This is a genomic window from Candidatus Allofournierella merdipullorum, assembly GCF_048426865.1.
In the GTDB taxonomy this organism is placed as follows: domain Bacteria; phylum Bacillota; class Clostridia; order Oscillospirales; family Ruminococcaceae; genus Allofournierella_A; species Allofournierella_A merdipullorum.
The window spans coordinates 1-19,777 of the sequence record NZ_DBFNWJ010000038.1; the positions used below are offsets into that span (position 1 = coordinate 1).

The following is a 19,777-nucleotide window of genomic DNA, read 5'->3' on the forward strand; positions in this document are numbered from 1 at the left end:
TTTGGGGACGTCAGTCGCTGAACAGTTTCTGCTTGTTGTGCATATAGACGCTCATTACCAGCCCCACGCTGAGATACATCATCAGCGCACTGGTGCCGCCCGCCGAGAAGAAAGGCAGGGTGACACCGATCACCGGCAGCAGCGACAGATTCATGCCCAGATTGATGATGATCTGCCAGGCGATGGCCGCGAACACACCGGTGCAGATATAAGTGCCGATGTGGTCCTCGCTGCGCAGGCCGGTGGTGAGGGTGCGGATGGCGATGAAGAACAGCGCTCCCAGCACCACGGCGCAGCCCACAAAGCCGATGCACTCGGCCAGATAGCTGAACATGAAGTCGTCCTGGGCGTTGATGACCGAGTAGTGGTCGTCGGTGAAAAAGCCCCGGCCAAAAATTTGCCCCGAGCCGATGGCCGTCATGCCGCCCAGCTGCTGGCGGGCAATGTCCGGGTACTGGTCGGGATAGATCAGGGCCATGATGCGGTCCACCTGATAACCCTTGAGCACATCGGGGAAAAAGCCGATGATGAGGGACAGACCCGTCACCCCCAGGGCGACGGCCGAGAGGATGTACTTCCAGGAGAGGCCGGCGGCAAAGAGCATCATGCAGCCGATTGTGCCGAAAACGATGGCGGTGCCGTCATCGCCCTGGATGTGCACCACCGCCACGGTGGCCAGGATGTGGGCCAGCAGCTTCGCCAGCGTTTTGGGCTCGTTGATGTGCTCGCGCACATTGTCCAGATGCATGGCAAAGGTGAGGATGAAGCTGATCTTGGCAAGCTCCGTGGGCTGCAGGCTCAAAGGCCCGAGGCGGATCCAGCTGTAGTTGTCGGTGCCTTCCGGGTGCCAGCCGAGATGCAGCGGGCCGATCTTCAGCCGCGTGAGGGTGAGCAGCACCAGCGTCCAGGTGCCCACAACGTGCACCGGCCAGATGCGGGCGAGGCTGCGGTAGTCGATGCAGGAGAGCACGATGGCGCACACCAGGCCCAAAAGGCTGGCCACCCCCTGCACAAAGGCGTTGCGGTAGCTGCCAAGACCGGTGATGGAACCGTCGAAAGCGTCCCGGGCAAAGCCCCCCGCCGCCTGCCCCAGACTGATGAGGGTGATGACGCTGAGCACCGAGCAAAACACGCAGGTGGCAATGTAGGCCCGGTCGGCGACTTTGAGATATTGTCGGATGACCTTGAACACCATCCGCACCTCCTTTCACGTCAGGTCGTTGTTTTATTATATCCCACCGGGCGGGTGGTTGCAATCATTTTCCCCGCCCGCTTTTTGCAGCGCATGAGTAAATATGGTATAATAAGCGCAAGTGTGCGGCGGTTTGACCCCCGCGCGAGAAAAAACACGAGGATGGGCCGCCAATGCTGTTTTCAAGCCTTGTATTTTTATGGATCTTTCTGCCGGTGGTGCTGGTGCTTTACCGCTTTCTGCCCGGCCGGGGCAAAAATGCCCTGCTGCTGGCGGCAAGCCTTTTCTTCTATGCCTGGGGCGAACCGGTATACATCTTCCTGATGCTGGGCTCCATCACCCTGAACTATCTGGGCGGGCTGGCGCTGGCTCCGCTGGAGGGCCGCCCCCGGGCGGTGGTGATGGCGCTGGTGGCCGCGGCGAACCTGGGCCTGCTGGGCTACTACAAGTACTACGGTTTCGCCGCCGACACGCTGGCCGGGCTGTTCGGCCGGCAGCTGCTGCCCATGCGGGAGATCGCCCTGCCTCTGGGCATCAGCTTCTACACCTTCCAGGCCATGAGCTATGTCATCGACCTCTACCGCAAGAAGATCGAGCCGCAGAAGAGCTGGTTTTTGCTGGCGCTCTACATCAGCTTTTTCCCCCAGCTGGTGGCGGGGCCCATCGTGCGCTATACCGACGTTGAGGCCCAGCTGCGTTGCCGAACGGTGACCGCCGAGGGCTTTGCCTTCGGGGTGAAGCGTTTCCTCTACGGCCTTTCCAAAAAGGTGATTTTGGCCAACTGCTTCGCCGCCAAGGCGGATGAGGTGTTCGCCCTCGCTCCCGACCAGGTGGGCACGGCCCTGGCCTGGCTGGGCGCGCTCTATTACGGGCTGCAGATTTACTATGACTTCTCCGGCTATTCCGACATGGCCATCGGTCTTGGGGCCATGTTCGGCTTCACCTTCCCCGAAAACTTCAACTATCCGTACCTCTCGGCCAGCATCGGCGAGTTCTGGCGGCGCTGGCACATGACCCTCTCCACCTGGTTCAAGGAGTACCTCTACATCCCCCTGGGCGGCAACCGCAAGGGGCAGCTGCGCACTCTGTTCAACGTCTGCGTGGTGTTCCTGGCCACCGGCCTGTGGCACGGCGCCAACTGGCAGTTTGTGGCCTGGGGCGCCTGGTACGCCCTTTTGCAGGTGCTGGAGCGCACGGTGCTCAAAAAGCCACTGGAAAAAGCGCCCCGGCCTCTGGCCCGGGCCTACACCCTGCTGTGCGTTCTCTTTGGCTGGGTAATTTTCCGGGCGCCGGGCCTGCGGGCGGGCCTTTTGTGGCTGAAGGCCATGGTGATCCCGGCGGCGGGCTTTGCCGCCTGGCCGGTGAGCCGCTTCATCGACGGGCGCACGCTGGTGCTGCTGGCTGCGGGACTGTTGCTCTGCGGCCCGGCGCAGGCGCTGTGGCCCCGCTTCAAGGCTGCTCTTTATGACCGGCAGCCCGCGGGCCGCGCCCAGACCGCCCTGCTGCTGGCGCTGGGCTTTGCCTGCCTGGTGCTGCTGGTGAGCGGCACCTACAACCCCTTCATCTATTTCCGCTTTTAAAAGGAGGCGAACCGAATGTCTCATCATGACCGTGAACGCCGGGGCTGCCCCCGGGCGCTCATCGCCGGGTTCGCCGCCCTGCTGGCGGGGCCCTGCCTTCTGTGGCCGCTGGTGCGGGGGATGTGCGACACCACCAACTACGAGAACCGCACCCTGGCCGCTTTTCCCACCGCCGCCACCGGCGTGCGGGCCTGGCCCGCGGCCTTTGAGGAGTGGCTGGGGGACCACGCCCCCTTCCGCAACCAGTTCCTGACGCTGAAATCCGGGGCCGACCGGCTGGTGGGCACGCTGGACTCCACCAACGTGCTGCTGGGCAAGGAGGGCTGGCTGTTCCTGAAGGACGTGTCCGACTCCAAGAGCCTTTCCGACTACCAGGGCCTCACCGCCTACTCCGCCGAGGAGACCGCCGCCATGGCCCAGGCGCTGACAGCGCTGAACGACGTCCTCGCCGCCAAGGGCAGCCGGCTTCTGGTGCTTTTCGCCCCCGCGAAGGAGGGGGTCTACAGCCGCTATATGCCCGACAGCGTGCCGGTGGTGAGCCGGCCCACCCGGGTAGGCGCGCTGGCCGGGGCGCTGGGCGAAACGGGCGTGCCGGTGCTCTTCCCGCTGGAGGAACTGGAGGACGCCGCGCTGGAGCGGCAGGTCTATTACAAATACGACACCCACTGGAACGAGGCGGGCGCCTGGCTGGCGGCGCAGCTGACGCTGGAAGCGCTGGACAGGCCCTTTGCGGCGGCCTGGCCGGAGATGTCCGCCGACCCGGAAAAAGCCCCCCTCACCGACCTTGCCAACATGTGCGGCAGCTGGGCCTGGTGCACCGACGACGTGTACTGGGCGCTGGATGCCGTGCCCGCCCAGTGCACCCTGTGGGAGGCGGGGGGCGAGATCGCCCGCTACGCCGGCGAGGGCGAGGGCAGCCTGCTCCTTGCGCGGGACAGCTTCGGCGAGGCGCTGGCCCCCTGGCTGGCCCAGGGCTTTGCGGACACCACGGTGCTCCACGGCAACCAGATGCAGGTGGAAACGCTGCTGGAATGGCAGCCCGAAGTGCCGGACGTGGTGGTGCTGGAGGTGGCGGAGCGCTTCTCCGACAACCTGCTCGGCCGGCTGGAAACGATGCGCCAGTGGGCCGAAAGTGTAAGCTGAGCCGCCACGGTTGCACTTTTGCCCCCGCGGGAGTATAATAAGCGGCGGACTTTGACGAATTCCCGGGAAAGGAGGGGCGGCCCATGGCCGAATTCATCACCCGCAGCCGCGCCGAAACAGTGGCGCTGGGCAAGAGATTAGCGCAGCGTCTTGCGCCGGGCACCCTTGTCTGTTTCACCGGCGGGCTGGGCGCGGGCAAGACGGCTTTCACCGAAGGGCTGGCCGAGGGCCTCGGCTGCACCGACCCGGTGAGCAGCCCCACCTTTGCCATCGTGAATTACTACCGGGGGCCCCGCCCCCTGGCCCACTTTGACCTCTACCGCATCAGCAGCCGGGAGGATCTGGAGACCGCCGGTCTCTACGATTACCTGGACGAGGGTGCGGTGGTGGCCGCCGAGTGGAGCGAGAATTTTGCCGACCTGCTGGCGCTGGAGCGGCCCGTGACGGTGGACATCCGCCACGCCGGCGGCGACGAGCGGGTCATCACCATCGAGGGGGTGGAGCTGTGATCACCTTCGGACTGGACAGCGCCGGCCGCACCGCGGCGGTGGCGCTCATGCGGGGCGAGGAGCTGCTTTTCGAGAGCTTTCTCTGTGCCGGCCACACCCACAGCGAGACGCTGATGGGCCTGGTGGACGGGGCGTTCAAAGCCACCGGGCTCTCCCCCGCCGACGTGGACCTCTGGGGCGTGTGCGCCGGGCCGGGCAGCTTCACCGGCCTGCGCATCGGCCTTGCCACGGTGAAGGGGCTGGCGCTGGTGCACGGCGCGCCCTGCGCCGCCGTTTCCACCCCGGAAGCACTGGCTTACAGCTGCCCCGCCGGGCAGGGCACCGTTCTGGCGGCGCTGGACGCCCGCCGGGGCGAGGTGTACTGGGCGGCCTTCGACCTGGCCAGCCGCGCCCGCCTTGTGCCCGACTCCGCCGCGCCGGTGAAGGACCTGGCACAATTTGTGGAAAATTGCAAAAAGCCACTCTTTTTTGTTGGTGACGGAGCCGCGCTGTGCTATAATGTATACGGCCAGACGGAAGGGGTCCTGCCCTGCCCGCCCGCTTTGGGTCTGTGCCGGGGCGCGGGCGTGTGCCTTGCCGCCCGGGCGATGAACGACCGGGGCGAAGCGGTGAGCGCCGCCGCCCTGGCGCCCAGCTATCTGCGGCTGAGCCAGGCCGAACGGGAACGGGCCGAACGGGGCCAGTCCCTGCGCCCGTAAACAAAAACGACGACCATTGGAGGATGTTTTCAGATGTCTAAACCCATCGCCCTCGCCGCCGACCACGGCGGCTTTGAACTGAAAGAAGCCGTGCGCGCCCATCTGGACGAGATCGGCGTTGCCTATAAGGACTTCGGCAGCTTTGACGGCGCGTCCTGCGACTATCCCGACATGGCCAAGCCCGCCTGCCGCGCGGTGGTGGCCGGCGAGTGCGACAAGGCGCTGCTGTTCTGCGGCACCGGCGTGGGCATCTCCATGAGCGCCAACAAGATCCACGGCATCCGTGCCTGCTGCTGCTCCGACGCCTTCAGCGCCGAGTACACCCGCCGCCACAACGACGCCAACGCCCTGTGCATGGGCGGGCGCGTGGTGGGCGCAGGCCTCGCCATCTATCTGGTGGATCTTTTCCTGAACACCCCCTTTGAGGGCGGCCGCCATCAGCGCCGGATCGACAAGATCACCGATCTGGAGCAGCGCGGCTGACAGTATTTTTTGCTGCAGGACGCGGGGGCACACCCCGCGTTTTGACGATACACACAAACAATCACATCGAGTAAGGAGCGGTCAGTATGAGCAAAGCACCCATGATTTTGGATCATCCCCTGGTACAGCACAAAGTCTCCCTTCTGCGGGACAAGGGCACCGGAACAAAGGAATTCAAGGAGCTGGTAGGCGAGATCGCCATGCTGCTTTGCTACGAAGCCACCCGCGATCTGCCCACCAAGGAAGTGGAGATCGAGACCCCCATCGCTGTTGCCAAGAGCCATGTGCTGGCAGGCCGAAAGCTGGCCCTGGTGCCCATCCTGCGCGCCGGCCTGGGCATGGTGGACGGCATGCTGAGCCTGCTGCCCGCCGCCAAGGTGGGCCACATCGGCATGTACCGCAACGAAGAGACCCTGGAGCCTGTGGAGTACTACTGCAAGCTGCCCAGCGACATCGCCGAGCGTGACGTTCTGCTGCTGGATCCCATGCTGGCCACCGGCGGCAGCGCCTGCGACGCCATCACCCAGATCAAGAAGCGCGGCGCCCGCAGCATCAAGTTCCTGGCCATCATCGCCGCCCCCGAAGGCCTGGCCAAGGTGCACGAGCAGCACCCCGACGTGGACATCTACGTGGCCGCGCTGGACGAGAAGCTGAACGAGAACGGTTACATCGTGCCCGGCCTGGGCGACGCCGGCGACCGCATCTTCGGCACCAAGTAAATCTCCCCTTTGACCATTCCCGAAAGGAGGTGCTGGCCCTTGCGGCACCTGTTCAAAAGCCTGTTCATGACCCTGGTGGTGACCGTCGGCGCGGTCATCGCGCTGGTGGTCCTGCTGAACCATTCCTTTTTTGACGCCTGGGTCAACACCATCACCTTCTGGTGCATCATCGTTCTTCTTGCCTGCATCTGGGGCGCTTTTGTCGGCGAGGTGAAGGAGACGCTGGGGCCGCAAAAGAAGGCCGGGCTTGCCGAGGACGCCGTGGAAAACCTGGTGGACGCCGCCGCGCTGAGCGAGGCGGAGGAGGAAGCCGCCGACACGTCCTTTGCGGAAGCGGAGGCTCCCGAGGCTGAACCCGCTCCGGCGCAGCCGGCGGAACAGCCCGAACCGGCCCCCGCCGAGCCGGAGCCCGCTCCCAAGGCAGAGGAAAAGCCGAAGCCCGCGCCCCGGAAAAAGCCCGCAGCCGCCCGTAAAAAGCCCGCCGAAAAAGCGGATAAGCCCCCGCGGCGCGAAAAGGCCGCGGAGGAAAAGCCGGCAGAAGGGACGGAGGAGAAAAAGGCTCCGAGAGGGAAGAAAGCCGCTCCCCCGCCCGCACCGGAAGCGCCTGCACAGGAAACGCAGGAACCGGCCCCCGCGCCGCAGCCGGAAGCCCCGGCTCCCGCCCCGGTGCAGGAGGCCCCTGCCGCAGAGCAGGAAGCTCCCGCCCCCAAGGCCCCGGCGCCTGCCAGAGGCCAGCGGCTCACCGCCGCCCAGCGGGCCGAACAGCAGCAGAGGGCCCAGGAGGAAAAACTGCGCCAGCTGCAGCAGGCCGCCCGCGAAAAGCAGGCCGAACGCGCCCGCCGTCTGGAGGCGGAGGACGCACGCCAGCAGGAAAAGCTGGCTCAGCTGCAGGCCGCCGCGGCGAAAAAGCGCGGCGCAAACGGTCCGTCGGACCCGCAATGACAAAAAACAACGCCCGGCTGTGCACACAAGGCACAGCCGGGCGCTGTTTTTTTGCTGCGATCAATGACGCACGGCGTTGTAGACGTGCTCCACCTCGGTGGGATCCTCGCCGAAGATCTCCACAGGCTGAGAGAAATCCAGATTCATGAGGCCCAGAATGCTCTTGGCGTCCGCCACAGCGCCCTTCAGGTCCTGCACGCTGATCTCCTGCCGGCACTGCGCCGCAGCAGTCACGATGTTGTGCACCTGTTTGAAGCAGGTGACCTTAACAGGTTTGTTCATCCTTCGTCCCTCTTTCCTCCAAGATTGCCGCCCGGGCGTTTTTGCCCCTGGCCGCCGGTTCTCCGCCTTTCCCTGCGGCACCGGTTGGGGTTATTATAGCACAAAAAAATCCATTTGTACATTTTTGGCCATTATTTCTCCCTGCTGAACGAAACGCCCTTTTTCCAGGGGATTTTTTTGTCAGATTTGCCGCAATGTTCTTTCTTTGTGCCGGCTGAACACAACAATTATCCATTTTCGTTCCCTCTCTTGCCCGCCGGCAGGGCCTTCGCCGGGGCGGGGGGTGTTTTTTTGTTGCAATGAAGTGGGATTTCTGCTATATATATTGTGAGGTGTTTTAGCCTCTGCGTAATCTATTTTGAAAGGTTTGATGATTTTTGGATACCCCTGGCCCCAGTATTTACTTTGCACTGGTCCTTTTGGTGGCCTGCTCGGCATTTTTTTCCGCCAGTGAGACGGCCATCTCTTCCTTCAACAAGATCCGCATGCGCAGCAAGGCGGAGGACGGCAACAAGCGGGCAAAAACAGCCCTGAAGGTGGCGGAGGATTTCGACAAGACCATCTCCACCATCCTGATCGGCAACAACATCGTGAACATGGCCAGCGCCTCGCTGGCCACCGTGGTCGCCACCGCCCTGTGGGGCCCCACCAGCGGCCCCGCCATTGCCACCTTCGGCATGACGCTGCTGGTGCTGATCTTCGGCGAGATCCTGCCCAAGAGCTTTGCCAAGGACGATCCCGAGTCCTTTGCCATGCAGGTGGCAGGCGTCATCGCGTTTCTGCGCACCTTGTTTTCGCCCATCGTGTGGTTCTTCGTCAAGCTCAAACAGCTGCTCACCGGCCGCCACGCCGCCGGGCTGGAGCTGCAGCCCAGCGTGACCGAGGACGAGCTGAAGACCATCATCGACACGGTGGAAGAGGAAGGCGTGCTGGACAGCCAGGAGACCGAGATCATTCAGTCGGTCATCGAATTCGACGACATCACCGTGCAGGAGATCCTGGTGCCCCGTGTGGACATGGTGGCCGTGGACGTGAACGACAGCGTGGACGCCATCGTGAACACGGTGCTGGAGAACTCCTTCACCCGCATCCCCGTCTATGAGGGCGACATCGATCACATCATCGGTATGCTGCACACCCGGGACCTGTTCGAGTGCATGGCCCGGGGCACCGGCATCGATGTGCGGGCGCTGTGCCGTCAGCTGCCCTTCGTCTACCGCACCAAGCGCATCAACGACCTGCTGGCGGAGTTCCGCCGGGAACAGCAGCACATGGCCATCGTTACCGACGACTACGGCGGCACGCTGGGCCTTGTGACGCTGGAGGACGTGCTGGAAGAGCTGGTGGGCGAGATCTTCGACGAGACCGACGAGGTGGAAGCCCTGCCGGTGCAGCAGCTGGAAGAGCACCTGTTCCGTGTGGCGGGCGAGGCCAACATCTACGACGTGTTCGAGGAGCTGGGCGTTTCCACCAAAAACTTCGACAGCGACTTTTCCAGCGCGGCGGGCTGGGCTCTGGAGTGTCTGGAGCACATCCCCGCTCCCGGCGAAAGTTTTGATTTTGAGAACCTGCACGTCACCGTGGAGCAGGTGGAGGACAAACGCATCCTCTCGCTGCTGGTGCGGCTGATGCCCCCGGAGAAGGAGCAGGAATAAGCGAGGTGTCTGTCATGAGCGGTTTTTCCCTTCCCGAACACTATGTCCCCTGTCTGGGTCTTTACGACACCCAGAAGGCCATCGGCATGATCAAGCAGACCTTTGAGGTGAAGCTGTGCGCTGCGCTGCACCTCAAGCGGGTCACGGCGCCCCTGTTCGTGGACCCGGCCCTGGGCCTGAACGACGATCTGAACGGCGTGGAGCGCCCGGTGAGCTTTGACATTCCCGCCACCGGCACCTGCGCCCAGGTGGTGCACAGCCTTGCCAAGTGGAAACGGCTGGCGCTGCATCAGTACGGTTTTCGGCCGGGCAACGGCCTTTTGACCGACATGAACGCCATCCGCCGGGACGAGGAACTGGACAATCTCCACTCGGTGTATGTGGACCAGTGGGACTGGGAGAAGGTCATCGAGGCCGGCCAGCGCAACCGGGAGTATCTGCATGCCACCGTGCAGAACATCGTTTACGCCATCAGCGCCACGCTGGACGAGCTGAAGTGGCAGTTCCCCCAGCTCACCGGCAGCCTGCGGCGGGACGTGGCCTTCGTCACCAGCCAGGAGCTGGAGGACCGCTGGCCCTCCCTCTCCCCCAAGGAGCGGGAGAACGCCTTTGCCAGAGAGCACGGCACCATCTTCATCGAGCAGATCGGCGGAAATCTGAAGAGCGGCAGGCCCCACGACGGCCGCGCCCCGGACTACGACGACTGGACCCTGAACGGCGATCTTCTGTTCTGGCACGAGCCGCTGCAGTGTGCGGTGGAGATCAGCAGCATGGGCATCCGTGTGGACGCCGCGGCGCTGGACCGCCAGCTGACCCTTGCAGGCTGCGACGAGCGGCGGGACCTGGCCTTCCACAAGATGCTTCTGGCGGGCGAGCTGCCCCTGACCATCGGCGGCGGCATCGGCCAGAGCCGGCTTTGCATGCTGCTTCTGGAAAAAGTGCATGTGGGCGAGGTGCAGGTGAGCCTTTGGGACGCCGCCACCCGCGCACTGTGCGAAAAGGCGGGCATCCCCCTGCTCTGAACGCGCCGAAAGAGAGGCAACCCCCATGGATTTCACCCCCATCGACCTGGAAAACTGGCCCCGGCGGGAGCACTATGAGCACTATTCCGCCCTGGGCTGCACCTATAGCATGACCACCCGGCTGGACATCACCGCCCTCCGCCGGCGGGGCCGGAAGCTCTATCCCACCATGCTCTACCACCTGGCCGCCGCCGTGAACCGGCACGAGGAGTTCCGCACCGCTCTGGGCCCCGACGGAGTGCCCGGCGTTTTCAGCGAAATGCATCCCTGTTACACGGTCTTTCATGAGGACAGCGAAACCTTTTCCAACCTGTGGACCGAGTACACGCCGGACTACGAGGCCTTCTGCCGGGCCTGCCGGCAGGACATGGAGCAGTTCGGCGCAAACAAGGCCATGAACGCGAAGCCCGGCGTGCCCGAAAACACCTTCCCCGTCTCCATGATCCCCTGGACCACCTTTGAGGGCTTCAACCTCAACCTGCGGCACGGCTACGACTATCTGCTGCCCATCTTCACCATGGGCCGTTTTTTTGAGCAGGACGGGCGGGTGCTGTTGCCGCTGGCAGTGCAGGTGAACCACGCGGTGTGCGACGGATTTCACGTCTGCCGCTTCATCAACGAATTGCAAAGCGCCCTCGACGGCTGAGCGCCGCCGGGGCAGAAAAAGGGACCGCCGGCAGGCGGTCCCTTTTTGATGTTGTTTTACTTTTAAGCGCTCCTCAGCCAAGGTCCTTCATGGTGAGGCTGATGCGCTTCTTCTTCAGATCCACGTCCAGCACCTTCACCTTGACCACCTGGCCCACCTTCACCGCCTCGCCGGGGTGACGGATGAACTTGTCGCTGAGCTGGCTGATGTGCACAAGGCCGTCCTGATGCACGCCGATGTCCACAAAGGCGCCGAAATCAATGACGTTGCGCACAGTGCCGGTGAGCTCCATGCCGGGCTTTAAGTCCTCCATGCCCATCACATCGGTGCGCAGCAGCGGCGGGGGCAGCTCGTCGCGCATGTCCCGGCCGGGGCGCAAGAGTTCGGCGATGATGTCCTCGAGGGTCTCCCTGCCCGCGCCGGTCTCGGCGCAAAGGCGCTCAAAGCCGATGGCCTTGGCCCGGGCGGGCAGCGCCGCAATGGCCTCGGTGCCGATGTCCTTTTCGGTGAAATCGCACAGTTTCAGAACAGCCTTCGCCGCGGCGTAGCTTTCGGGATGCACGGCGGTGGCGTCCAGCGGCTCCTTGGCCCCAGGCACCCGCAGAAAGCCCGCGCACTGCTCAAAGGCCTTGGGCCCCAGGCCCTTCACCTTTTTCAGCTGGGCACGGCTGGCAAAGGCGCCGTTCTCCTCCCGCCAGGCCACCACGTTTTTGGCGGTGGCGGCGGTGAGGCCTGCCACCCGGCTCAGCAGCGGCGCGCTGGCGGTGTTCAGGTCCACGCCCACGGTGTTCACGCAGCCTTCCACCACGCCGTCCAGCGCGGCGGCCAGGCGCTTGGCGGGCATATCGTGCTGGTACTGGCCCACGCCCACGGCCTTGGGGTCGATCTTCACCAGCTCCGCCAGGGGGTCCTGCAGGCGGCGGGCGATGGACACCGCGCTGCGCAGGTTCACGTCAAACTGGGGGAACTCCTTCGCGCCCAACTCGCTGGCGGAGTAGACGCTGGCCCCCGCCTCGCTGACCACCATGTACTGCACGCCGCCGCCGATCTCACGGATGACGTCGGCGGCGAAAATTTCCGTCTCCTTGCCGGCGGTGCCGTTGCCGATGGCAATGATCTGCACCCCGTGCTTTTTGATGAGGGCCTTGATGGTGCTCTTGGCCTGCTCCACCCGCTTGAACTGAGGCACCGGGTAGACCACGGCGGTGTCCAGCACCTTGCCGGTGGGGTCCACCACCGCCACCTTGCAGCCCATGCGGTAGCCGGGGTCAAGGCCCATGGCCACCTTGCCCTTGATGGGCGGGGCCAGCAGCAGCTGGCGCAGGTTGTCGCCAAAGACCTTGATGGCCCCTTCCGCCGCCTGCTCGGTGAGGGCGGCGCGCACCTCCCGTTCAAGGCTGGGGTGGATGAGGCGGCTGTAGGCATCCCGCACGGCTTCCTCCACCTGTTCGGCGGCGGCGCTGCGGCCCTTGACGAACATCTTGCAGCAGAGGGCGGCGGCCCGCTCGGCGTCCACCTCCACCGATACCTTCAGGAACTCCTCCCGCTCGCCCCGGTCCAGAGCCAGCACCCGGTGGCCGGCGATCTTGCTCACCGGCTGGGAGAAGTCATAGTACTGGGCGTAGACGCTGTCCTCCTCCTTGGCGGCCTCGCTCTTCACCAGGCCGAAGGCCCCGTAGAAGCGGCGCAGTTCCGCGCGCAGGGCCGCGTCGTCGCTCACCTGCTCGGCAATGATGTCCCGCGCGCCGGCCAGGGCGGCTTCGGCGTCGGGCACTTCCTCATTGATGTATCCTTCGGCGGCGGCGACAACGTCCAGCTTCCCATCCTGGGCCAGCAGGGCCTCGGCCAGCGGCTCCAGGCCCCGGGCCCGGGCCACGCTGGCGCGGGTCTTGCGCTTGGGTTTGTAGGGGCGGTAGAGGTCTTCCACCTCCGCCAGGGTGGCGGCGCTTTCCAGCTTGGCGGAAAGTTCCTCGGTGAGTGCGCCCTGGGCCTCGATGGCACCGCGCACTTCCTCCTTGCGTTTGTCCAGGCCCCGCAGGTACTCCAGCCGGTCGGCCAGGGTGCGCAGCAGCTGGTCGTCCATGGCGCCGGTGGCCTCCTTGCGGTAGCGGGCGATGAAGGGGATGGTGTTGCCCTCGTCGATGAGGGCGATGGCGGCGGCCACGTGATTTTCCGGGGCGGAAAGCTCCGCCGCCAGTCGTTTTGCGTAATCCATTCAATTCTCCTTGCGATAGATGGTTTTTTCGGCAGCGGCCCGGCCCCAGGCGCGCTTCGCACGCCGGCGGCGGTGCCAGACGAGATACCCGGCGAAAAGCACCACGCTCACACCGGCGGCGGCGAGGCTCTGGGGCAGGCCCTTCGTAAAGTGGTCCAGGCGCAGGTCCACCGCGCCGGCGGGGATGCGCACGGCGCACAGGCCGCCGTCCACCTTTTCCACCGGGGTCTCCTCGCCGTTCACCGTGACGGTGAAGCCCGGGTCCCAGGGCACGGCCAGCAGCGCCACTGTCTCCTTTTGCAGGTTGAAGCGGGCGGAGAGGCCCCGGCTGTCCAGGCTGACCTGGGCCGCGCCCTGGATCTGACGGTCCACCACGTCCTGGTGGTAAGCCTCTTTGGAGAAGCCGGTGAGCAGATCCTCCGGCAGAGGCTGGAGCACGTCGCCCCAGGCGGAAATTTGCTCCTCAGTGAGCACCATGGTCCGCAGCAGCAGGTTCGCCCGCTGGTTTTCCGGCACGCCCTCGAACTGATCTTCGGTGACGTAGTACTCGTAGCCGTAGGCCATGGGCAGGGCGTACTGGTTCTCGTAGACCGCGAGGCTGCCCTCCGCGCCCCAATAGACCCAGTCGTTCCCGGCCTTTTCCTCAAAATCGGCGGCGTCGGCCACCGGGGTCACGGTGTATTTTACCGCCAAAAGGCCCCGCAGGGCGTAGTCCTCCACGCCCGGCTCGCTGCGCACGTCCCGCTTGACGCCGAACTGGGGATAGAACTCCATGATGGAGGGAGCCACGGTGGAGTTGAAGAACTGCAGGCAGCTCTTGCCCATCCACAGGCCCACGTTGTCGTAGCATTCATAATCGTCGATGCGGTAAGCGCCCTCCGGCATCTTTTCCGCCAGAGCGCGGGCGTCTTCATACTGCTGGGTGCGCCAGTCGGCGTCGTTCGACCACTGGGCGAATTTGCCGATGGAAATGTGGGTGATGCCGTAGAGGCAGCCGAAGGCCAGCACACCGGCGGTGAGCCGTCTTGCCAGCAGCGGGCGGCGGCGGTACTGCACCCACAGCAGCCAGAACACCGCCACGCCCAGAAGGGCAAGGCCCAGGTTGAGCCAGAATTTTTCAGGGTAGTCGATGACGCCAAAGCTCCACTCGCCGTCCTCTTCCACCGGCAGGAAGGTGAACACGCAGAAGGCCAGCAGCACCGCCACGGTGGGCCGCACGCCCTTTTTCAGGTCGATGCGCTCGTCCTCCAGCGCCTGCACGCTGGCCGCGCACATCACCAGAATGGGCATATACCACCAGCGGGCGTAATAGCTGGAATTCATGGCGTAAAACGCGGAGTTGAGGGCGGGCACCAGCGCCATCACGAGGCTCGTGAACAGGATGCGCCGGAAGGCGGTCTTCTGGGTGCAGCGCAGGTAAGCAATGACCCCCACCATGCCCATCAGAGGCAGGTAGGCGGACATACTGGTCCACTTGATGACCCCTTCGTCAAAAATCACCGGCATGTAGGGGCAATCCGGCGGGAAGAAAAGGCTGTACAGAATGGCTCCGTACTGCTGGGCCTTGGAGTAGAAGACGTAGCCAAAGCCGCTGAAGGGATCCACCGTGCGGGGGTTTTCGGCAAGGCTCAAAAGGGCCGGCCAGGCCAGCACGCAGCCCATGCCGCAGCCTAGGATGCTCTCCGCCGCCAGCGCGCCGAAGGTCTTGCCGTTCCAGCGGTAAACGCCCGAGGCGGTCATGCAGACGAAATAGAGGATGAGGAAAACCACCTGCCCGGCGAAGAAGAAGTAGTTGTTGAGCAGGTTCAGCGCCACCATCACCGCAAAGGGGCCCCGGCGTTTTTGGAGCACCGCTTCGTCCAGCGTCCAGAGCAGATAGGGAAACAGCGCCACCACGTCCACAAAGTGATTGAAGAACACGTTGTAGACGGTGAAGCCGGAAAAGGCATAAAGACAACCCGCCAGCACGGCGAGGTTCGGGTCTTTCACCCAGCGGCGGGTCCAGAGGTAAGCGTCGCCGCCCGCCACCGCGAACTTGAGCACCAGCATGGGAGCCATCAGAAAGGGCTGCCACGCCGCCGGGAAGAGCAGGGTGAACCAGAAGAAGGGGCTGCCCGCGAGATAAAAGGAATAGCTGTTCCAGAAATCGCTGCCGAGATCGGTGGCCCAGCTGAAGGTGCCGCCGCCGGACTTTAGAAATTCATTTGCGTAGTAATAGAAGGGGATCTGCTGGCTGTTGAAATCGCCGGCGTAGAGGAAGATGCCGCCATCCACAACGTAAAAAGGCAAAAACATCAGCGCTGCCGCCAAGGCGCACAGGCCGAAGGTGAGCCAGTATTTGTTCTGGGGTTTTGTGAGGGGCTGCATGCCGTTCCTTCCCTTCCGTTCTGAAAAATCCCGCCCCGCAAAGGGCAAAATGTGCTATGATGATACTACACTGTGTTTGTGATGAGTTTGTGGCAGAAACTGCCTTCAAGGAGGAGTTTTTCGATGAAGACCTACCCGTTCAACGCGCTGGTGAGCCGGATGAAATACATCTGCCGCTGGAGCCTGATGCACTCCGCGCGGCCGGAGACCCTCAGCGAGCACACTGCCGAGACGGCAATTCTGGCCCACACCCTCTGCCTCATCGCCAAAGAGGTCACCGGCACCCCGGTGCGCCCGGAGACGGTGGCGGTGGCGGCGCTTTACCACGACGCGCCGGAGATCATGACCGGCGACATGCCCACCCCGGTGAAGTACAAAAACGAGCGGCTGCGCTCGGCCTACAAGGCGCTGGAAGAAGAGAGCGCCCGCCAGATGGCGGATCTGCTGCCCCCGGCGCTGCGGGCGGAGATGACCGGCTACCTCACCGGGCGCTGCCTTTCTGACGCGGAAAAGCGCATCCTCAAGGCGGCGGACCGTCTTTCCGCCCTCATCAAGTGCACCGAGGAGGTGCAGGCGGGCAACCGGGAATTCGCCTCGGCGCTGGCCCAGCAGAAAGCGGCCATCACCGCCATGCACTGCCCGGAGGCGGACTATTTCCTTGAGCACATGCTGCCCTGCTACGCCCAGAATCTGGACGAACTCACCCGCGCCGCGACGGACTGATTTTTACAGATTGCCCGCGGCGTAGACCTTGTCGATGAGGTGGTCCACATCGGGGAAGTGCTGCAGCTCGCAGCAGGCCCGGCGCAGAGCCGCCGCCCCTTTCAGGCCCTTCATATAATAAAGGGCCTGGCTGCGGGCCTGGGGCATGGCCGCCCACTCGCCCTTTTCCTCGCACATCTCGTAAATCTGCCGGCGCATGGCCGCCATGCGGTCGGAAAGGCCCGGGCGTGCGGGAAGTTCCTCCCCCGCCAGGGCGGCTTTTATCTCGCCAAAGAGCCATGGGTCACCCAGGGCCGCCCGGCCCACCATCACCCCGTCGCAGCCGGTGGCCTTCATCATGGCCAGGGCGTCGGCGGCGCTGGTGATGTCGCCGTTGCTGATGACAGGCACCTTCACCGCCGCCTTCACCGCCGCAATGACGTTCCAGTCCACCGTGCCGGGGGTGTACATCTGCTCCCGGGTGCGGCCGTGGACGGCGATGGCCGCCGCCCCCGCCGCCTCGCAGGCCTTCGCCGCCGCCACAGCGGTGACGTGCTCGGAGTCCCAGCCGGCGCGCATCTTCACCGTCACCGGGTGGCCGCCGCTGTGTTTCACCACCGCTTCGGTGATGCGGCCGCAGAGGTCCGGGTCCAGCATCAGGCGGCTGCCCGCGCCGGAAGAGGTGATCTTGGGCGCGGGGCAGCCCATGTTGATGTCGATGAAGTCAAACTCGTATTTCTGGATAAGCCCGGCGGCCTGGCCCATGGTCTCGGGCTCCGCGCCGAACAGCTGCACCCCGTAGGGTGCCTCGCCTCCGCCGCCCGCGATGAGCCGGGCGCTTTTTTTATCCCCGAAGGTCAGAGCCTTGGCGCTGACCATCTCGCTGATGGTATAGGCTGCGCCGTGGCGGGCGGCCATGGCCCGGCAGGCGGTGTCGGTAAATCCGGCCATGGGGGCCAATGCCGCCCCGGAGCCGATGGGCAAACTGCCAAACTGCATAGAGTACCTCGCTTGTGCAAACTTGGCTACTATTGTACCACAAACCGGGCGTTTGTGGTATACTTATAGGGCAACACCGAGCGATTTTCAGGAGGGCTTTCTTGCATGAAACTGCTGGTTCTGGACGGCAACAGCATTGCCAACCGTGCCTTTTACGGCATCAAGCTGCTCACCACGAAAGATGGGCGCTACACCAACGCCATATACGGATTTCTGAACATCCTTTTGAACCTTTTGAAGGAGCACAGCCCCGACGAGGTGGCGGTGGCTTTTGACCTGAAAGCCCCCACCTTCCGCCACAAGATGTTCGACGGCTACAAGGCCACCCGCCACGGCATGCCCGAGGAGCTGGCGGCCCAGATGCCGGTGCTGAAAGAGCTGCTGGCGGACCTGGGCTTTGCCATGGTCAGCCTGGAGGGCTACGAAGCGGACGATTTGCTGGGCACCCTTTCCGCCGCCGCGGCGGCCCGGGGCGACGACTGCCTCATCGCCACCGGAGACCGGGACAGCCTGCAGCTGGTGAACGAGCATGTGACGGTGCTGCTGGCCGCCACCCGGATGGGCCGCAGCGAGACGGTGGTGATGGACGAGGCCGCCGTGGAAGAAAAATACGGCGTGAAGCCCAAACAGCTCATCGAGGTGAAGAGCCTGATGGGCGACACTTCCGATAACATCCCCGGTGTGCCCGGCGTGGGCGAAAAGACCGCTCTGGACCTCATCCAGCGCTTTGCCAGCCTGGACGGGGTGTACGAGCACATCGACGACAAGGCCATCAAACCCGGCGTGCGGACAAAGCTTTCGGCGAACGAGGCCAGCGCCCGGATGAGCCGGGAACTGGCGGAGATCTGCTGCGCCGCGCCCATCCCCACCGAGGCGGGCGCCTACAAGCGCACCGCCGGCGACCCGGCTGCAGCCGCCGCCCTGCTGGCGGAACTGGAGATGCACTCCATGGCCGACCGGCTGGGCCTGGATCAGGTTGCCGCCGCCCCTGCCGCCGCGGCCGATCTGCCGGAAGTTTCGCCCGCTCCCCTGCCCGCCGCCCTTTCCGGCCGGCTGTGCATGGCGAAGGCCGAGGCCGGCTGGTTCGCCGTGCAGGGCGCGAATGTCTGGACGGTGGAGGACGAGGCCCTGCCCGCTCTGCTGGAAAGTGAAGCGGAGCTTTGGGTGTTCGACGCAAAGCCCCTTTATCACATTGCGCTGGCAGCCGGCGGCGAGGGAAAGGCCATCCGCTTTGACGCAAAGCTGGCGGCCTACCTTTTGAACCCCGCGGCCAGCGATTACCAGGCGGAGCAGCTGGAGGCGGAATACGCCCCGGCCCCCGCATTCGCCTGCCCGGCGCTGCCCGCCGCCGGTGCGCTGGAAGGTCTTTACGACGCGCTGGCCGCAAAGGTGGAAGAACAGGGCATGACGAGCCTGCTGCAGGACATCGAACTGCCTCTGGCCCGGGTGCTGGCGGACATGGAGCGCATCGGCATGCCGGTGGACAAGGAGGGTCTGGAAGCCTTCGGCACCCTGCTGAAAGCGGAGCTGGACAAGACCCTGGCCGCCATCTACGAGGCGGTGGGCTACACCTTTAACCTGAACAGCCCCAAGCAGCTGGCCCAGGCTCTGTTTGAAAAGATGGGCCTGCCGCCCCGCAAAAAGACCAAGAGCGGCTACTCCACCGACGCCGAGACCCTGGAGAGCCTGCGAAGCTACAGCCCGGTGGTGGAGGACATTCTGCAATACCGCACCTACCAGAAGCTGAACAGCACCTATGTGGAGGGGCTTTTGAAGGTCATCGGGCCGGACGGCCGGATGCACTCCACCTTCAATCAGACCGAGGCCCGCACCGGGCGGCTTTCCTCCAGCGAGCCGAACCTGCAGAACATCCCCATCCGCACAAAGCTGGGCAGCCGCCTGCGCCAGTTCTTCATCGCCGGCACAGGCTGCAAGCTGGTGGACGCGGACTACAGCCAGATCGAACTGCGCATCCTGGCCCACATCTCCGGCGACGAGACGATGAAAAACGCCTTCCTCACCGGGCAGGACATCCACCGCAGCACCGCCGCGAAAATCTACGGCCTGGCGCCGGAGATGGTCACCCCTCAGCTGCGTTCTTCCGCCAAGGCGGTGAACTTCGGCATCGTCTATGGCATTGGAGCCTTCAGCCTGGCGCGGGACATCGGCGTGACCGTGAAGGAAGCGGACGATTTCATCAAGAACTACCTGGCCACCTTCCCCGGCGTGAAGGAGTACATGGATTCCACCATCGCCGCCGGGCGGGAGAAGGGCTATGTGACCACCCTCTTCGGTCGCCGGCGGGCTTTGCCGGAGCTGGCCAGCAAAAACTTCAACCTGCGCTCACTGGGCGAGCGGATGGCCATGAACACCCCCATCCAGGGCACCGCCGCCGACGTCATCAAGCTGGCGATGGTGCGGGTGTGGCGTCGCCTGCGGGAAGAGGGCCTTGCCGCCCGGCTGATTTTGCAGGTGCACGACGAGCTCATCGTGGAGGCCCCCAAGGACGAAGTAAAGCTGGTAAGTCAGATTTTAAAGGAAGAGATGGAGGGCGCGGTGAACTTCACCGTTCCCCTCACCGCCGACGTGAGCAGCGGCGACACCTGGCTGGAGGCCCACTGAT

17 protein-coding genes are annotated in these 19,777 nt (G+C 64.4%); 12 read left to right on the forward strand and 5 right to left on the reverse strand.

The window, feature by feature from the left end:
* Positions 1-10: 10 nt before the first annotated feature.
* The gene (locus ACMNAY_RS06615; protein ID WP_418718858.1) at positions 11-1,195 is read right to left on the reverse strand and encodes an FtsW/RodA/SpoVE family cell cycle protein; all 1,185 of its coding nucleotides are present in this window, start codon (positions 1,193-1,195) and stop codon (positions 11-13) included.
* 170 nt (positions 1,196-1,365) lie between these two features.
* Between ACMNAY_RS06615 and ACMNAY_RS06620 the strand changes: the two genes are divergently transcribed.
* From ACMNAY_RS06620 to ACMNAY_RS06650, 7 genes are all read left to right on the forward strand, one after another.
* Positions 1,366-2,772: an MBOAT family O-acyltransferase gene (locus ACMNAY_RS06620; RefSeq protein WP_418718859.1), complete on the forward strand. Its 1,407-nt coding sequence runs from the start codon at positions 1,366-1,368 to the stop codon at positions 2,770-2,772.
* A gap of 15 nt (positions 2,773-2,787) precedes the next feature.
* Entirely contained in the window at positions 2,788-3,915 is a 1,128-nt protein-coding gene (locus ACMNAY_RS06625; protein WP_418718860.1) for an alginate O-acetyltransferase AlgX-related protein, read from the forward strand.
* 83 nt (positions 3,916-3,998) lie between these two features.
* A complete protein-coding gene (gene tsaE / locus ACMNAY_RS06630; RefSeq protein ID WP_394975437.1) occupies positions 3,999-4,424 on the forward strand; it encodes a tRNA (adenosine(37)-N6)-threonylcarbamoyltransferase complex ATPase subunit type 1 TsaE in 426 nt (141 codons plus the stop codon).
* Positions 4,421-5,122 carry a tRNA (adenosine(37)-N6)-threonylcarbamoyltransferase complex dimerization subunit type 1 TsaB gene (tsaB, locus tag ACMNAY_RS06635; protein ID WP_394975435.1) on the forward strand — a complete coding sequence of 234 codons (702 nt, stop codon included), beginning with the start codon at positions 4,421-4,423 and terminating at the stop codon, positions 5,120-5,122. The genes tsaE and tsaB overlap by 4 nt, the downstream gene beginning before the upstream one ends.
* Positions 5,123-5,155: 33 nt before the next feature.
* On the forward strand, positions 5,156-5,605 hold the full coding sequence (gene rpiB / locus ACMNAY_RS06640) for a ribose 5-phosphate isomerase B (protein WP_418718861.1): 450 nt from the start codon (positions 5,156-5,158) through the stop codon (positions 5,603-5,605).
* 86 nt (positions 5,606-5,691) lie between these two features.
* The gene (gene upp / locus ACMNAY_RS06645) at positions 5,692-6,324 is read left to right on the forward strand and encodes a uracil phosphoribosyltransferase (RefSeq protein ID WP_418718862.1); all 633 of its coding nucleotides are present in this window, start codon (positions 5,692-5,694) and stop codon (positions 6,322-6,324) included.
* A gap of 39 nt (positions 6,325-6,363) precedes the next feature.
* Positions 6,364-7,266: a hypothetical protein gene (locus tag ACMNAY_RS06650; RefSeq protein ID WP_418718863.1), complete on the forward strand. Its 903-nt coding sequence runs from the start codon at positions 6,364-6,366 to the stop codon at positions 7,264-7,266.
* Between the two features lie 60 nt (positions 7,267-7,326).
* Here the strand turns inward: ACMNAY_RS06650 and ACMNAY_RS06655 are convergent, their stop codons facing one another.
* A complete protein-coding gene (locus ACMNAY_RS06655; RefSeq protein ID WP_394967006.1) occupies positions 7,327-7,548 on the reverse strand; it encodes an HPr family phosphocarrier protein in 222 nt (73 codons plus the stop codon).
* A gap of 377 nt (positions 7,549-7,925) precedes the next feature.
* Between ACMNAY_RS06655 and ACMNAY_RS06660 the strand changes: the two genes are divergently transcribed.
* The 3 genes from ACMNAY_RS06660 to catA are packed head-to-tail and all read left to right on the forward strand — an operon-like array spanning position 7,926 to position 10,871.
* A complete protein-coding gene (locus ACMNAY_RS06660) occupies positions 7,926-9,203 on the forward strand; it encodes an HlyC/CorC family transporter (RefSeq protein WP_394975429.1) in 1,278 nt (425 codons plus the stop codon).
* 14 nt (positions 9,204-9,217) lie between these two features.
* Positions 9,218-10,225: an aspartate--ammonia ligase gene (asnA, locus tag ACMNAY_RS06665; RefSeq protein WP_394975427.1), complete on the forward strand. Its 1,008-nt coding sequence runs from the start codon at positions 9,218-9,220 to the stop codon at positions 10,223-10,225.
* A 25-nt stretch (positions 10,226-10,250) separates the two neighbouring features.
* Complete coding sequence (catA, locus tag ACMNAY_RS06670) at positions 10,251-10,871, forward strand: type A chloramphenicol O-acetyltransferase (protein WP_418718864.1); 621 nt, start codon at positions 10,251-10,253, stop codon at positions 10,869-10,871.
* A gap of 73 nt (positions 10,872-10,944) precedes the next feature.
* Here the strand turns inward: catA and ACMNAY_RS06675 are convergent, their stop codons facing one another.
* Together ACMNAY_RS06675 and ACMNAY_RS06680 are read right to left on the reverse strand one after the other, a co-directional pair.
* Positions 10,945-13,086, reverse strand: coding sequence for a Tex family protein (locus ACMNAY_RS06675; protein WP_418718865.1), 2,142 nt, complete (start codon positions 13,084-13,086; stop codon positions 10,945-10,947).
* Complete coding sequence (locus ACMNAY_RS06680; protein WP_418718866.1) at positions 13,087-15,453, reverse strand: YfhO family protein; 2,367 nt, start codon at positions 15,451-15,453, stop codon at positions 13,087-13,089. It abuts the gene before it with no gap.
* Positions 15,454-15,576: 123 nt separating this feature from the next.
* Here ACMNAY_RS06680 and yfbR point away from each other — a divergent pair, with 123 nt between their 5' ends.
* Entirely contained in the window at positions 15,577-16,176 is a 600-nt protein-coding gene (gene yfbR, locus ACMNAY_RS06685) for a 5'-deoxynucleotidase (protein ID WP_418718867.1), read from the forward strand.
* Positions 16,177-16,179: 3 nt separating this feature from the next.
* Here yfbR and dusB read toward each other — a convergent pair whose 3' ends face one another.
* Positions 16,180-17,154, reverse strand: coding sequence for a tRNA dihydrouridine synthase DusB (dusB, locus tag ACMNAY_RS06690; RefSeq protein WP_418718868.1), 975 nt, complete (start codon positions 17,152-17,154; stop codon positions 16,180-16,182).
* A 105-nt stretch (positions 17,155-17,259) separates the two neighbouring features.
* On the opposite strand from dusB, the gene polA reads away from it, so the two are divergent.
* Positions 17,260-19,776 (forward strand): DNA polymerase I, encoded by a 2,517-nt coding sequence (gene polA, locus ACMNAY_RS06695; RefSeq protein WP_418718869.1) that lies wholly within the window; start codon positions 17,260-17,262, stop codon positions 19,774-19,776.
* Position 19,777: the final 1 nt, after the last annotated feature.

Coding starts and splice junctions, on each gene's coding strand:
- ACMNAY_RS06675 (WP_418718865.1), bottom strand. CDS start 13,086: ATGGATTACGCAAAACGACTGGCGGCGGAGCTTTCCGCCCCGGAAAAT.
- ACMNAY_RS06615 (WP_418718858.1), bottom strand. CDS start 1,195: ATGGTGTTCAAGGTCATCCGACAATATCTCAAAGTCGCCGACCGGGCC.
- catA (WP_418718864.1), top strand. CDS start 10,251: ATGGATTTCACCCCCATCGACCTGGAAAACTGGCCCCGGCGGGAGCAC.
- tsaE (WP_394975437.1), top strand. CDS start 3,999: ATGGCCGAATTCATCACCCGCAGCCGCGCCGAAACAGTGGCGCTGGGC.
- polA (WP_418718869.1), top strand. CDS start 17,260: ATGAAACTGCTGGTTCTGGACGGCAACAGCATTGCCAACCGTGCCTTT.
- rpiB (WP_418718861.1), top strand. CDS start 5,156: ATGTCTAAACCCATCGCCCTCGCCGCCGACCACGGCGGCTTTGAACTG.
- upp (WP_418718862.1), top strand. CDS start 5,692: ATGAGCAAAGCACCCATGATTTTGGATCATCCCCTGGTACAGCACAAA.
- ACMNAY_RS06655 (WP_394967006.1), bottom strand. CDS start 7,548: ATGAACAAACCTGTTAAGGTCACCTGCTTCAAACAGGTGCACAACATC.
- asnA (WP_394975427.1), top strand. CDS start 9,218: ATGAGCGGTTTTTCCCTTCCCGAACACTATGTCCCCTGTCTGGGTCTT.
- yfbR (WP_418718867.1), top strand. CDS start 15,577: ATGAAGACCTACCCGTTCAACGCGCTGGTGAGCCGGATGAAATACATC.
- ACMNAY_RS06625 (WP_418718860.1), top strand. CDS start 2,788: ATGTCTCATCATGACCGTGAACGCCGGGGCTGCCCCCGGGCGCTCATC.
- dusB (WP_418718868.1), bottom strand. CDS start 17,154: ATGCAGTTTGGCAGTTTGCCCATCGGCTCCGGGGCGGCATTGGCCCCC.
- ACMNAY_RS06620 (WP_418718859.1), top strand. CDS start 1,366: ATGCTGTTTTCAAGCCTTGTATTTTTATGGATCTTTCTGCCGGTGGTG.
- ACMNAY_RS06680 (WP_418718866.1), bottom strand. CDS start 15,453: ATGCAGCCCCTCACAAAACCCCAGAACAAATACTGGCTCACCTTCGGC.